11 protein-coding genes are annotated in these 14445 nt (G+C 60.9%); 10 read left to right on the forward strand and 1 reads right to left on the reverse strand.

Annotated features, from left to right (window positions below; translation table 11 throughout):
• The first annotated feature begins 182 nt into the window (after positions 1 to 182).
• The 3 genes from DWX39_RS04060 to DWX39_RS04070 all read left to right on the forward strand — a co-directional run bounded on the left by DWX39_RS04060 (position 183) and on the right by DWX39_RS04070 (position 5050).
• Entirely contained in the window at positions 183 to 896 is a 714-nt protein-coding gene (locus tag DWX39_RS04060) for an ABC transporter ATP-binding protein (protein WP_117655442.1), read from the forward strand.
• Between the two features lie 8 nt (positions 897 to 904).
• Positions 905 to 3571, forward strand: coding sequence for an ABC transporter permease (locus DWX39_RS04065; RefSeq protein ID WP_117758582.1), 2667 nt, complete (start codon positions 905 to 907; stop codon positions 3569 to 3571).
• Positions 3572 to 3844: 273 nt separating this feature from the next.
• Positions 3845 to 5050, forward strand: a complete 1206-nt coding sequence (locus DWX39_RS04070) for a DUF362 domain-containing protein (protein ID WP_117758583.1) — start codon at positions 3845 to 3847, stop codon at positions 5048 to 5050.
• 250 nt (positions 5051 to 5300) lie between these two features.
• Here DWX39_RS04070 and DWX39_RS04075 read toward each other — a convergent pair whose 3' ends face one another.
• Positions 5301 to 6266: an alpha/beta hydrolase gene (locus DWX39_RS04075; protein ID WP_117758584.1), complete on the reverse strand. Its 966-nt coding sequence runs from the start codon at positions 6264 to 6266 to the stop codon at positions 5301 to 5303.
• A gap of 187 nt (positions 6267 to 6453) precedes the next feature.
• On the opposite strand from DWX39_RS04075, the gene DWX39_RS04080 reads away from it, so the two are divergent.
• From DWX39_RS04080 to DWX39_RS04110, 7 genes are all read left to right on the forward strand, one after another.
• A complete protein-coding gene (locus DWX39_RS04080; RefSeq protein WP_199411441.1) occupies positions 6454 to 7137 on the forward strand; it encodes a hemolysin III family protein in 684 nt (227 codons plus the stop codon).
• Between the two features lie 110 nt (positions 7138 to 7247).
• Positions 7248 to 8621 carry a hemolysin family protein gene (locus tag DWX39_RS04085; RefSeq protein ID WP_117758585.1) on the forward strand — a complete coding sequence of 458 codons (1374 nt, stop codon included), beginning with the start codon at positions 7248 to 7250 and terminating at the stop codon, positions 8619 to 8621.
• 24 nt (positions 8622 to 8645) lie between these two features.
• The gene (locus tag DWX39_RS11210) at positions 8646 to 9479 is read left to right on the forward strand and encodes a hypothetical protein (protein WP_233508870.1); all 834 of its coding nucleotides are present in this window, start codon (positions 8646 to 8648) and stop codon (positions 9477 to 9479) included.
• Between the two features lie 136 nt (positions 9480 to 9615).
• Entirely contained in the window at positions 9616 to 10005 is a 390-nt protein-coding gene (locus DWX39_RS04095; protein WP_099432470.1) for a YtxH domain-containing protein, read from the forward strand.
• On the forward strand, positions 10005 to 10760 hold the full coding sequence (locus DWX39_RS04100) for a PRC-barrel domain containing protein (RefSeq protein WP_117758586.1): 756 nt from the start codon (positions 10005 to 10007) through the stop codon (positions 10758 to 10760). Before DWX39_RS04095 ends, DWX39_RS04100 begins: the two co-directional genes overlap by 1 nt.
• 72 nt (positions 10761 to 10832) lie before the next feature.
• Entirely contained in the window at positions 10833 to 12239 is a 1407-nt protein-coding gene (locus DWX39_RS04105) for a polysaccharide deacetylase family protein (RefSeq protein WP_233508871.1), read from the forward strand.
• Between the two features lie 328 nt (positions 12240 to 12567).
• Positions 12568 to 14412, forward strand: a complete 1845-nt coding sequence (locus tag DWX39_RS04110; RefSeq protein WP_117758587.1) for a magnesium transporter — start codon at positions 12568 to 12570, stop codon at positions 14410 to 14412.
• Positions 14413 to 14445 lie beyond the last annotated feature (33 nt).

Raw genomic sequence — 14445 nt, forward strand, 5'->3', positions numbered from 1 at the left:
ATAAAGAAGGCCAAGATTCGGGACGCAGTTCAAATGAGCGATTTCACTCATTTAAGTCTGTCCCCAATGAGTAAGTACCCAATGACTGGTTTGGAAAAAATTGCGCCTGTCGCTTAAAAATAGTTCACCGTGGTTTACTATTAGCTTAGAAAAGTAGCAGAAGGCTAACAACGGGGGATAACATGGCGACAAAGCAAGCCTATGTCCAGGTCAAAGGGCTCAAGAAACACTATGGCGACGGTGATGCGCGCCTGACGGTGCTCGACGGCATCGACACGTCCATCAACCGCGGCGAGATCTGCGTCATGCTGGGACCCTCGGGCTCGGGCAAGTCGACCTTTCTCAACCTCATTGGCGGCCTGGAGGATGCCGACGGCGGCTCCATCATGGTGGACGGCTGCGACCTCACCGCGCTCAAGCCTGCCGATCTGGGCGAGTACCGCCGCCGCGAGCTGGGCTTTGTCTTCCAGTTCTACAACCTGGTGCCCGACCTTACCATCAAGGAAAACATCGAGGTCACGGCGCACCTGTCCAAAAACCCGCTCAATGTCGACGACCTGCTGCGTTCGCTGGGCCTCTACGAGCACCGCAACAAGTTCCCACGCCAGGTCTCGGGCGGCCAGCAGCAGCGCTGCGCCATCGGCCGTGCACTCGTCAAAAACCCAGGCCTGCTGCTGTGCGACGAGCCCACGGGCGCGCTTGACTACAAGACGTCCAAGGAAATCTTGCAGCTCATGGAGGATGTCAACCGCACCTACGACTGCACCATCATCATTGTCACCCACAATGCCGCCATCGCGCGCATGGCAAATCGCGTGCTGCGCCTGCGCGACGGGCGCATCGTCGAGGATGAGCTCAATGAGTCACCCGTCGCGGCCGCCGAGCTCGATTGGTAGGCGGCGCCATGACACCTCTCGCAAAACGTCTCCCGCGCGAGCTGCGCCGCAATATCGGCAAGTACCTGGGCATCTTTTTGCTTATGTGCGGAAGCATCGCCCTTACCTCGGGCTTTTTGCTCGCGGCGCATTCCATCGGCTGCCTCATCGACGACATGCGCGACGAGTACACGATCGAGGACGGCCGCGTGACCACCTCCTTCGAGGCTACCAAAGACCAGCTCAAGGCCGCCGAGGATGCAGCCGGCGACGTCGGTGGCGTCACGCTCTACAAGAATTTCTCCATCGACGCCATCATCAAAAAGACCGCCGGCGACGATGGCACCAAGCGCACGCTGCGCACCTATGCGCACCGCACCAAGGTCGATATCGCGTCCTACTGTGAGGGCAGGCAGCCCAAGGCGGACGATGAGGTGGCAATCGACCGTGTCTTCGCCACCAACAACGACCTCGCCATCGGCGATAAGGTCGAGCTTGAGGGCCGCACCTACACCATCTGCGGCATCATGACCCAGCCCGATAGCCAGGCGCTGTTCCTCAACAATTCGGACTTTACGGTGAACACCATCACGTACGGCGTGGCAGAGGTCACCGATGCCGGCTTTGCCGCGCTCGAGGATGCCGGTGGCGCGCCTGCCTACACCTACTCCTTCACCTTTACCGACCGCGATCTCCCCACCGCGGATCGCATCGATGCGGAGCAGGATATGGTCGAGGCGCTGACCGATGCCGATGCGCGCGTGGACGATCTGATCGATGCCGATTCCAATCAGGGCATTGGCTATGCGCGCGACGACGTGGACGGCGACTCCATGATGTGGATGACGTTGCTCGACATCATCATCGTGATCATGGCGTTTGTCTTTGTGGTGCTCACCGACGCCACCATCGAGGAGGAGAGCGCCATCATCGGCACGCTGCTCGCCAGCGGCTATCGCCGCCGCGAGATCGTGCTGCACTACCTCGCGCTTCCCGCCATCGTGGGCGTGCTCGCGGCGCTTTTGGGCACTGCGCTCGGCGTTGTGTTCTTTACCGAGCCCATGCGCGGTCTCTACTACGGCTCGTACAGCCTGCCGCCCTTCCAGGTGTACTGGAGCTGGGAGATCTTCGTGAAGTGTGCCGTGGTCCCCGCCGCTGCGCTCATCCTCATCACGCTGGTGGGTCTGCTTCGCAAGATGGGCAAGACGCCGTTGCAGTTCCTTCGTCACGAGGCGAGCGGCAAATCGGGCACCAAGCGCGGCCTGCAGCTGCCGGAGCGCATGGGTTTTGTTTCCCGCTTCCGCCTGCGTATCTTCCTGCGCAATCTGGGCAACTTCGCCACGCTCTTCGTGGGCATCGCGTTTGGGTCGCTGCTTTTGCTCTTTGGTCTGGCGATCCTGCCCACGATGACGCACTATGCGGACAATCTAGAGACGAGCCTGGTCGCCGAGCATCAGTACACACTCAAGGCGCCGCTGGAGCTCGAGGGCACTGCCGAGGAGCGCGAGCAGTGGTCGGCACTCGAGCGCTTGCAGTCGGTTGACGGCGCGCTGCTTTCTGCCGCCCAGGATGCCGATGACGAGCTTGACGGCGCGGCCGATGCGGCGCAGACGGCAGCCGATGCCGCGACCGCATCTCCGTCTGCCGAGAGCCTGACCGCAGCGCAGGATGCGCTTGCCAAGGTCCAGGACAAGAAGGATGCGCTCTACGCGCGCCTTGACGATCTTGCCGATGCCCTTGGCTGCGACCGCGACGAGGCTATCGACCTGATCGACAAGGCCTCTAAGATCGACACTGACAACGACGACATTCACCCGGTCAACACGACCGACAACGGCGCGGGCGCAATCGCGCAGGCCGAGAAATATGCCGTTTACCAGCTGCAGTACGACCGTGGCGACGGTAATGGCGAGGAGACGATTTCTGTCTACGGCATCTCGTCCGATTCGCGCTACTGGAAGGGCCTCAACATCGGCGATGGCCGCGTCGTCTTTGGCGGCGGTCTGCTCGATAAGTTTGGCTGGAGCGAGGGCCAGAAGGTCACGCTCAGCGACAAGTACGAGGGCGAGCATTATTCCTTTGAGTACGCGGGCAAGGACTGTGCCTGGGGCTCCAAGTCGGACATGAATATCTATATGAGTATCGACGACTTTAACGAGCTGTTCGACAACGACGCCGCCTACTTTAACGGCTATGTGAGCGACGAGAAGCTCGACCTCGACGCGCGCTACTTTGCCGGCGACACCACGCCCGACGACATGCGCGCCGTGGGTGACCAGTTCATCGGCATGATGAGCGACATGATCGGCATGATGGTCGGGCTCGCGGTGTTTATCTTCCTGCTGTTTATGTACCTGCTAACCAAGGCCGTTATCGACCATAGCGCCCGCTCGATCAGCTATATGAAGGTCTTTGGCTATCGCGATGGCGAGATCTCGCATCTGTACATCCGCTCGATCACGCTGTGCGTGGCGGCATCGCTCGTGCTGAGCCTGCCGTTGATTATCTGCTCGCTTACGGCTATTTTCCGCTCCATGTTGCTCGCCTATAACGGCAATATCGAGATTTATGTGCCAAGCTGGTCCATGGCGGCGTGCGCAGGGATCGGCTTTGCAACGTACCTGGTCGTGGCGCTGCTGCACATGCGCTCGATCAAGCGCGTCAGCCTGGCCGAAGCCCTCAAAGTTCAAGAGTAGTCATTGGGGACGTTCCTAAACGACTAGTCATCGGGGACAGTCTTTGCCGATCTGCCCGCTCGCCGGCCGGGCCGGCAAGGACTGTCCCTAGCTGCCGGCAGGAAAGGAACGTCCCCAACTGCCGGGTGCCGGATGGCGAAAGGATGTCCCTGGCGGCCGGTCATTTAAGTCTGTCCCCAATGAGTGGCCAGGCGCTGCGCTTGACTTTGACCCTGCTTCAACGGGTACCATCTCCTATGTCTGTAACGCCATATAGACCGAGGGGATATATCTATGACCGCAACTGCACCCGCAGCACCCGCCAAGGTGTACTTCACCAACCTGCGCACGCATGCTCGCGAGAGCCAGCTCGACAAGCTCAAGCGCCTCATTCGCCGCGCCGGTATCGAGCAGATCGACTTTGAGAACAAGTTTGTCGCCATCAAGATTCACTTTGGCGAGCTGGGCAACCTGAGCTTTTTGCGCCCCAACTACGCCCGCGCCGTCGCGGACGTGGTGAAGGAGCTGGGCGGCAAGCCCTTCCTCACTGACTGCAATACGCTCTATGTCGGTAGCCGCAAAAACGCGCTCGAGCACATCGACACCGCCTACCAGAACGGCTTTACCCCGTATGCCACAGGCTGCCAGATCATCATCGCCGACGGCCTCAAGGGTACCGACGAGGCGCTCGTCCCGGTCGAGGGCGGTGAGTACGTGCGCGAGGCAAAGATCGGTCAGGCGCTCATGGATGCCGATATCGTGATCAGCCTCACCCACTTTAAGGGCCATGAGCAGGCCGGTTTTGGCGGCGCCATGAAGAACCTGGGCATGGGAGGCGGCAGCCGTGCCGGCAAGATGGAGCAGCATGCCGCCGGCAAGCCGAACGTCGCGACTGAGCACTGCGTTGGCTGCCGTGCCTGCGAAAAGATCTGTGCGCACAACGCCATCTCGTTTGACGATACCCGCGAGCGCGAGCTTGCCAACGGCAACGCCCGCACGGTGCACGTGGCCGCCATCGACCACGATCGCTGCGTGGGCTGCGGACGCTGCATTGCGGCGTGCAACCAGGACTGCATCAAGCCCGACTATGATGCCGCGGCCGACGTACTCAACTACAAGATCGCTGAGTACACGAAGGCCATTGTTCAGGACCGTCCGAGCTTCCACATCTCGCTCGCCATGGACATCAGTCCCAACTGCGACTGCCACCCCGAAAACGACACGCCTATCGTTAACGATATCGGCATGTTCGCGAGCTTCGACCCGGTCGCTATCGATCAGGCCTGCGCCGATGCCGTCATGGCATCCGAGCCGCTGCCCAACACCGAACTCACCGATAGCGCGGCCAAGATGGAGCATAACCACGAGCATCTGGAGGGCGAGCAGGCCAAGGACCCCTTCTGCATCACGCATCCCGACACCGACTGGCGCGCGTGCATCGCGCATGCCGAAAAGATCGGCCTGGGCACGAGCAAGTATGAGCTCATCGAGGTCAAGTAGCACCTGTCTATTGGACATATCAAGCGCTTTTGTAGCGCAACGTTAGCAAAAGCCGCCCGTGAGCACAGCGCTTGCGGGCGGCTTTCCGGAAGTATGCGGCAAATTTCGAGACCGCCGAGCACACGACATTTTTTGGCAACAAAACCCCTGATAAATTGTTGGTAAAACTGCGGTCTGGTCGGCAGTTCCAGATTTTGCAGCATACTTCCGAAAATAGGGGGTTAGATAAATCCCCAACGCCGCTTTTTCCCTAAAAATTCCTATCGAGGAAGTCGTCGACCGTATTCCAGTAGAGCTCGGGGTCAACTTGCGCGCTCTTGGCGTGGGTGGCGCCGTGGATAGTGAGCTTCTGTTTAGCCTTGCTGACGCACGCCTCGTAGTTTTGGTCGAGCATACTGTACGGCACAAAGGTGTCCTGGTCGCCGTGGATAAACAGCATGGGAACCGTCGCGTGTTTGAGTTGCTCCACACTGCTCGCCTTATGAAAGTCGTAGCCCGCGCGCACGTTGCACACCAAGTTTGCTACATCGAGCAAAGGAAAGCTGGGCAGGCCGAACACGTCCTTGAGCTGCAGAGAAAACTCGTCCCAAACACTCGTATAACCGCAGTCCTCGATAATGCATTTCACGTTTGCGGGCAGAGATTCCCCCGCGACGTTCATGGCGGTTGCTGCACCCATCGACTCGCCAAAGACCAGGATGCGCGCCTCGGGGTCAGCCTGAACGATCCGCCCAATCCATGCAACGACATCGAGCCGCTCGGGCCAGCCCATGCCGATATAGTCGCCGCCGGAGCGTTCGTGGGCGCGGGCGGCGGGTGCGAGTACGTTCATGCCGCGGTCGTGGAATCGCTTGACGTATCGGGCCATACCGATGGGCTCGTCGGTATATCCGTGCAGGCAGACGGCGTAGTCGTGTGTGCTCTCCGGGGCGGCAAAATACCAGGCGGCGAGCTCGGTTCCGTCATCTGCGGTGAGGCTGCTGCTCTTGCGGTTCTCTTTAAACCATGCCCGCGCCTCGGTATCCTCGGCATCCGGATGCTCACCTTCTTTGTCGTTCTTGCTATCCTGCATCATCTTCATGGTGTACGGCGCTTGGGGGTTCAGGGCAAAGTCAAACAAAAAGTTGCCGGCAAATCCGAGCAACGTGACAACGAGCGCCAGCGCAACAACGCCGGCTATCTTGAGCCTTCGATGGGGGTGTGCGCTTTGAGTCATAATGTCTTCTCCTCTGGGATGTTAATACGTCAACAATCAAACGAAGCGCATTATGGATGTTCGCCGTTGATGCGTCAACAGACAAAGAATGGGTAAACAAAGGGTCACGTATGGTGCAAATTTCGCACGTACCCAGACGCTTTGATATAGTGTTGAGAACTCTTTTATGTTGGAGGATGTAACCGGCATGTCCGATTCGAGCGACAGTTCCAAGCCGCGGCCCAAGACCGCGGCCATTCCGCACTACACGGTGGGCGAGGAGATCATGAACTCCGTCACCCATGGTGTCGGCTGCCTGCTGGGCATTGCGGGTCTGGTGCTCCTGATCGTATTCGCTGCCCTGCGCGGCGGCGGCCCGGCCCACATGGCCGCGGCAATTGTCTATGGCGTCAGCATTATCCTCGAATACCTAGCCTCTACGCTCTACCACGCGATTCAGCCCGCGCGCGCCAAGCGCGTGTTTCGCATCATCGACCACAGCTGCATCTACCTGCTCATAGCCGGCAGCTATACGCCGTTTTGCCTCATCACGCTCGCAAACGACGGCGGCCCCGCGCTGTTCTTTGCCGTGTGGGCCATCGCCATTATCGGCATCGCCCTCGAGTGCTTTCTGCGCGAGCGTCAACCGCATTGGGTATGCGGCCTGGTCTATCTGCTGATGGGCTGGCTCGTCGTCTTTAAGCTGCCCGAACTTGTGGCGCTGCTCAACCCCGTGGCACTTGCCCTGCTCGCCGTCGGCGGCGTGTGCTACACCGCGGGCGTGCCGTTCTATATCGCCAAAAACGTGCGCTACCTGCACAGTGTGTTTCACTTGTGGGTGCTCGCCGGCAGTATCTTCCAGTTCATGGCGGTGATCCTCTTCGTAATCTAGCGACCACGCCTGCGCGCCCGCATCCTTGTTTGGGCGCCGGTGCAATTGCCGTATCCGCCACCAACGTTTTACCCTAACGTCCCGAATCTTGGAGGTTCGAGAAACTCCCGATGGACATAACCATCTCCCTTATCACTACCCTCGTTTTGACCCTCATCAACGGTTACTTCTCTATGTCCGAGATGGCGCTCACCACGGCAAAGCGCGCTGTGCTGGAGCACGAGGCCGAGGAAGGCGACAAACGCGCCGAGCGCGCCATTAAGCTGGCCGCCGATTCCGACCAGCTGCTCGCTACCATCCAGGTCGCCATCACGCTCGTGGGCTTTGCCTCGTCCGCTGTTGCCTCGACGAGTCTGTCCGACCCGCTCGCCACGTGGCTCATGAGCTTTGGCATCGCGCCGCTCTCCGCCATCGCGCGCGGCCTGGCGCCGGTCATCATCACCGTCGCGGTCGCCTTCGTGTCCATCGTGATCGGCGAGCTCGTCCCCAAGCGCATCGGCCTGGCCAATGCCGAGGGCGTGTCCAAGCAGGTCGTGGGACCGTTGTCGTTTTTCCAAAAGATCGCCCGTCCGCTCGTGTGGCTGACTGGCGCTTGCTCCGATGGCCTGGCCCGCATCCTGCGCATCAAGAGTGCCGACGACCGTCAGAACGTCTCGGAAGAAGAGATCAAGTACATGGTCTCGGAGCAGGACGACCTGCTCGACGAGGAAAAGCGTATGATCCACGAGATCTTTGACCTGGGCGACACCGTTGCCCGCGAGGTCATGGTGCCGCGCGTGGACACCACCATGTGCGAGGACGACGAGACGGTCGCCGACGTGTTGTCCACCATGCGCCAGACCGGCTTCAGCCGCATCCCCGTCTATCACGAGGACCCCGACAACGTCGCGGGCATCGCGCACATCAAGGACCTGATCCAGCCCGCGCTCGACGGCAAGGGCGACCAGCCCATCGCCGGCTTTTTGCGCGACGCCACCTTTGTGCCCGACACCAAGGACATCCTGCCGCTGCTGTCCGAGATGCAGACCTCGCACGACCAGATCGTGGTGGTCGTGGACGAGTACGGCGGCACGGCCGGCATCATCACCATCGAGGACATCGTCGAGGAGATCGTCGGCGAGATCGAGGACGAGTTCGACCCCGACAACAAGTATCTCACGCGCCTTTCGCGCCGCGAGTGGCTCGTCGATGGGCGTTTTTCGTGCGATGACGCGATTGAGCTTGGTTGGCCGCTCGAGGAAAGCGATGATTATGAGACCATCGCCGGCTGGATCTTGGAGCTTTGTGACTCGGTGCCCGACATCGGAGAGGTGTTTGAGGTCGCGGGGTACAAGTTCAAGGTGCAGTCGATGCGTGGCCAGCGCATCTCGCTCATTCGCGTGATTGCTCCGGCCGAAACCGATAAGAAGGATTCCGAGTCCTCGGCAGAGAAGCCGGCGGCGTCGGGTGCGGGCTCTGCGGATCCGCACGATGGCGACGAGTAGGGCAAGGACGAGTAGGGGAGAGTTATGGCAGGCCTGTTCAACATCCTTAAGGTCACCGTCAGCGAGGACAAGATCTGCGCGCATGTGCTGGTGAACCCCGGCATGCCGCTCATGACCTCGGAGGACATCGAGGCCACGGCGCGCGTGTACTACCTGGTGCCTGCGATTGCCAAGCACCTGTGCCTGGGCGATTCCGGTCGCGAATTTCAGGACTGCATGGGCCAGACTGAGCTTTGCCACCTGCTAGAGCACGTGACGGTCGAGCTCATGAACGAGACCGGTCTTGCCGGCAGCATCTCGTGCGGTCGCACGCGCGTGAGCGAGCACGACGAGCGCGTCTTTGAGGTTGAGCTTTCGTGTCCCGATGACGCGTTGGCCATTGGTGCGCTGTCGTCGGCGACCTTTATGATGGATTGGGCGTACCTGCACGCCGACCAGCAGGCTCCCGATGTGGACGGTACGGTCGCGGGCCTGCGCAACCTGGTGCTGGGCATGCGCGCCGAGGCCGAGGGCAAGGATCCTCACGAGGCCGTCGCCGCTGCGAACGGCGAAGATGCTGCCGAGGACGAGGGCGCTGACGAGGGCGATGTGCCGGTCGACGCCGAGCCCGTTGCCGATGCGACCGCCGAGCCCGTTCCCACCGAGCCCCAGGGCGTCCCCAACTTTGACGACGAGCCCCAGGTGGCGATTGATACCGAGGGCGCGGTTGCCGAGAGCCACGAGGCCTCCGCTGCCGTCTTTGGCGGTGCGGCGACGGTTCCGGCAGGACCTGCGCATGAGGGCGGCCTGCCGCTCGTGGACGGCGCCGGCGAGGACCCGGGTGCCACGGTGGCCATGCCGGCTATGCCTCAGGAGTAGGCCTACGCGTTTATCACCATCACGTACCTGCACCTTTGCCGTACGCAGATGAGCGGAGCGGCAAGTGATGCGCTGCGGGTATAATGGACAGCATTCAAACGGTGGGCACCGACGTGCCCGCAGGAGAGGAATGATCATGGGTAAGACTTTCAGCTTTGTCTCCGGCGCACTTTTTGGTGCTGCTGCCGGCGCTATTATCGGTGTTGCTCTGGCTCCGCGCTCGGGCGCCGAGACCCGCGCCATGGCTGCCGATATCGCCAACGACGCCTGGGACAATATGCGCGACACCTACGAGCACAGCGCCGAGGAGGCCCGTGCTGCGGTGAATGACTTTGGCCCGATGGTCGACGCCAAGACCGACGACCTGCGCGCCAAGGTCGACCTGGCCCGCGAGCGCATGGACCAGCTGCGTGAGCAGCTCAACGACGCCATTTCGGGTGGCAACGTGACGCCTGCCGCCGACGTCGTGGTCGAGAACGCCGTCGAGGCTGATACCGAGGCTGCGGAGCCCTCGACCGAGGCATAATGCGCGCCGGGGATTTTGTCGGCGCCAAGATTTATCGCAAGCCTACCGAGGACAAGCGCACCAAAAAGGACGGCACGCCGCGCAGCCCTAAAAAGCTCGGAAAGATTCACTTTCCGGTCTTTACCCCGGGCGGTACGCGCGTGGTCGGCTTTATGGTCCGCCAGTCCGATATCGCGGGCATGATCGAGCGCCCCGACCGATTCGTAGCGCTCGACGCCATTGGTGTCTACGAGGGTGCCATTGCGGTCGATGACGTCAAGGACACGTACGATGCTGCCGCCGCCAAGCGCCTCGACATCAACCTGGACGATTGCATCATCTGGGTTGGCATGGACGTGCGCACGGAATCGGGCGATGTCGTGGGCTACTGCTCGGACGTTGAGTTCAAGCCACGCTCGGGTGTCGTGCAGGCATTCTATGTGACCGCCGGTGCCGCTTCGAGCGTGCTGGTGGGCGACACGCAGGTGCCACCGACGATGCTGCGCGGCTACGAGAACGGCGCGATGGTCGTCTCGGACGAGGTCAAGTCGCTCGGGTATTCGGGCGGTGCGGCTGCCAAGGCCGCCGAGGCCAGCGTCGTGGTGGGCGATAAGGTCAAAAAGGGCGCCAAGGTACTCGACGATAAGGGATCGGTTGCCGTGGACAAGGGCAGCCGCGCACTGGGCAAGCAGCTCGGCAAGACGCGCGGCATGTTCAAGGCCTTTAAGGACGAATACCAAAAGGCGAGCGGAGGCTCGTCAAAAGCTACAAAATAGCGACGTACCAAATGATGGGAGGCAAGCCGGAGACCTGTTGCTCCGGCTTGCTGTGTTTATGGGGGAGGGCATATGCGCCAAAACGGATCCAACTTAAACGGGCGTTCGGGTACGCGTCCGACGGCGCGCCGCGATCTGGGGCAGCTGCCCAGCGGTCAGCGCAAGCGTCACCGTAAGCCCGGCGCGATGTACCTCAACCATAGCCGCGGCTTTAGCGATCGCAGCGCGCGCATCGGCAACAGCCGTACGCCCCGTCGTTCGTCTCGCCTGCCCTATGCGCTCATCGCCGTGGGTTGCGCACTCGTGCTGTTTATCGCTGCCGTCGTGGGCTACGTCAACCGCAGCGTGGACGTGGAACTCAACGGCCAGAAGACCGCGGTGCGCGTGGGCTCTACGCTGCAGAATCTCATAGACGACCAGGAGTTGACTGACACCTACGACGCAGGCGACCTACTGGCCGTCGATGACAGCGTGCTCAAGCGCCATGGGGGCGAAAAGCTGTCGGTGAAGGTCGACGGCAAGCGCGTGAAGCAGGGCAAATGGGATAGCCGCGAACTTGAGGGCGGCGAGAAGGTGACGGTCAAGGATGGCCGTAACACCTACGAGAAGCACGAGATTCAGGCTACGGTTATCGAGCCCAAGCTCAAGGTCGAGGGCACGGGCGCCATAGAGTATGTGCAGACGTGGGGTGTCCAGGGCCGCTCCGAGGTGTGGGTTGGTGAGCAGTCGGGCAAGACGCAGGACCGCGGCGAGGTTGTGCCCGCCACCGATTGCGTCGTTGCGTGCGCCAGCGTGGCGCCCAAGGGCAACAAAAAGTACGTGGCGCTGACGTTTGACGAGGGTCCGAGCGGCGCCACCAAACAGATCTTGCAGGTGCTCAAGGAAAAGGGCGTCACCGCGACGTTCTTCCTTTCGGGCGATGCGGCCGAGGCCTCGCCTGCCACGGCCAAGGCGATTGTCGACGCCGGGTGCGAGATCGGATCCAACAGCTACAGCGACGATTCGCTCAAGGGTCAGGACCGTGAGGCGGTGCGCGAACAGATCACGAAAGGCACCGATGCGATTAAGTCGGCGACCGGCGTGAAGACGATGCTGCTGCGTGCTCCCTACGCTGCCTTTGACGAGCAAAACTGGATTGATGCGATGGACCTGGTCTCCGCCGTGGTCTCGTGGAATATCGACTCGGGCGACTGGCTGCTAAACGGTGCCGACGAACAGGTCTCGACGGTGCTCGATTCGGTGACGCCGGGCAATATCGTGCTGCTCACCGATAGAGACGAATGCGCCGAGCAGACACTCGAGGCGCTGCCGCAGATTATCGACGGCCTCATTGCCGACGGCTACAAGATCGTGACGCTCAGCGACCTGGTCAAGACGGACACGTCGCTGAGCAAAAAGCTCACCTCGCTGACGAAGGTCACCATGCCCAAGGACGCCGTGTTCCCCCAACTTGCCGAGGACGACGACACCACAGAGTAGTCATTGGGTAGTCATTTAGGAACGTCCCCAATGACTATGTCACGGATGCGTCAGCGTTTGGTATGCCTGCAATGTGCAGCGCATAAATTCGATGCCGCAGGGCGATGCTGATGCTATAGTTACTGCGGTTAATGAGGGTCAAGAGAAAGGTTACAGGTGAAATCCAAACCTCGACCATACAGTCGATGACCCCATGCAGGTGCTTTTTGCGCATGCACGGGGTGTAAGCGTCGAGCGGCGTGCCGCCCGCGCATGCGTATACATATCCAGAAGCCCCCGGACGTCGCACATGCGGCCGCGTTCGGAGGAATAATGATGGGGAGCACCATTGAATTATCTGAGTGAGATGCTCAAATTGCCGGTCTTGGACGTCGATGGAGAAAAGCTCGGCGTGGTGAACGATTTTGGTATTGCTACCGGCGAAGTTTTTCCGCACGTGACGTCGCTCGCGTTCCGCGGTCCCGGCAAGACGCCGTTTATGATCAGCTGGCGCAAATGGGTCGACCGTATCGACGAGACGGGTGTACACCTTAAGACGTCGGCCACCGAAATCCGTTTTTCGTACCTGCAGCCGACCGAACTCTTGCTTGCCCGCGACGTGCTCAACAAGCAGATTGTCGACACGCAGGGCATGAAAGTCGTGCGCGTAAACGACATCAAGTTTTCCATGTCGGGCGAAAATCAGCTGCGCCTGCTGGGCGCCGAAGTGGGCGCCCGCGGTCTGCTACGCGCGATCAGCCCCGCACTCGAGCATATCGTCGAAGGCTTTATGAAGCACCTGGGCAAGCCGCTCAGTGAGGACATCATCGCTTGGTCCTACATGGACCTGCTCGATCGCTCGACCAAGAACATTCAACTCTCGGTGTCGCATAAGACGCTCGGCGAGCTGCACCCTGCCGACATCGCCGACATTATCGAGCAGCTCGACCCGCGCCTGCGTGCGCAGGTGTTTGCACAGCTCGATACTGCCCAGGCCGCCGAGGCCATCTCGGAGTTCGATGACGACGAGCTTATGACCGAGATGCTCGAGGGCCTGTCCGACACGGACGCATCGTCGATGCTGGCCATGATGGACCCGGACGACGCCGCCGACCTGATCGACGAGCTCGATTACGAGAAGGCCGAGAAGCTCCTGCGCCTGATGGGCGTCAAGGAGGAGAAGGCGATTCGTAACCTGCTGGGCTATGAGGACAACACCGCCGGCCGCATCATGACCTCGGAGTTTGTCTCGCTGCCCGCCACGGCGACGGTCGGCGATGCCATCGAGGCGATTCGCAAACTCGATGAGGACTTCGAGAGTGTCTATTACGTCTATACCGAGGATCCGAGCGGCATGCTCACCGGCGTGCTCTCGCTGCGCACGTTGATCGTTGCCGACCGCGATGCCACGCTGGGCCAGCTCGCCTATCGCGACCTGGTCTACGTGTCGCCCGACGAGGACCAGGAAGACGTGACGGACGAGATGACCAAGTACGACCTGGTTGCCATCCCTGTCTGCGACGAGAACCGTCATATCCTGGGCATCGTGACCTTCGACGACGCCATGGACGTTATCGCCGAGGAGCATCAGGAGGACCTGCAGATCGCCGGTGTCGGCTCGGGCGATAGCGCGTCGGACGACTCGACGAACGTGCTCAGCTGGTTTGTGCATCGCCAGTACTGGGTTGTCGTGTGGGGCATTGCCTCGTGCATCATGGCAACGGTGCTGGGGACGGCGCTCGGCTCCGCGCATCTGGTGGTGTTCCCCATGTGCGCCATGCCGCTCGTGCTGCTTGCTGCCTCGCGCATGGTGTCGTTCGTCAAGAACTACTTCTTGGAGTATGACGGTCACGACGACGAGCCCAAGCCGTATCTGGGGTTCTTCTTCCAGAGCACGGGCATGGGCCTGATTCTGTCACTCGTGACCTACCTGTGCGCCCAGCTGGTGCGCACCGCTGCGTTCCCCGATGCGCCCATGTTTGAGGAGCAACTCTTTACCGGGTGCTTTAATATCGCTGCCATCATTTGCCTGGTTGGCAACATGAGCGCCGTGATTTACCTGATGGTGCTGTTCTGGCGTGACGAGCATGACCTCAACACGTCGGGCACCGCCATGAACGTTATTGCCGTCATGATCTCGTGCGTAGCGTACTGCGCCGCTGCGGTGCTGCTCACCATGTCGGTCATGGGTTAGGTGGTCGCGTGCAAAATACCAAGCAAAAGTCGG

Origin of the sequence: Collinsella sp. AF19-1LB (genome assembly GCF_003459655.1) — a bacterium.
Taxonomy (GTDB): Bacteria; Actinomycetota; Coriobacteriia; order Coriobacteriales; family Coriobacteriaceae; genus Collinsella.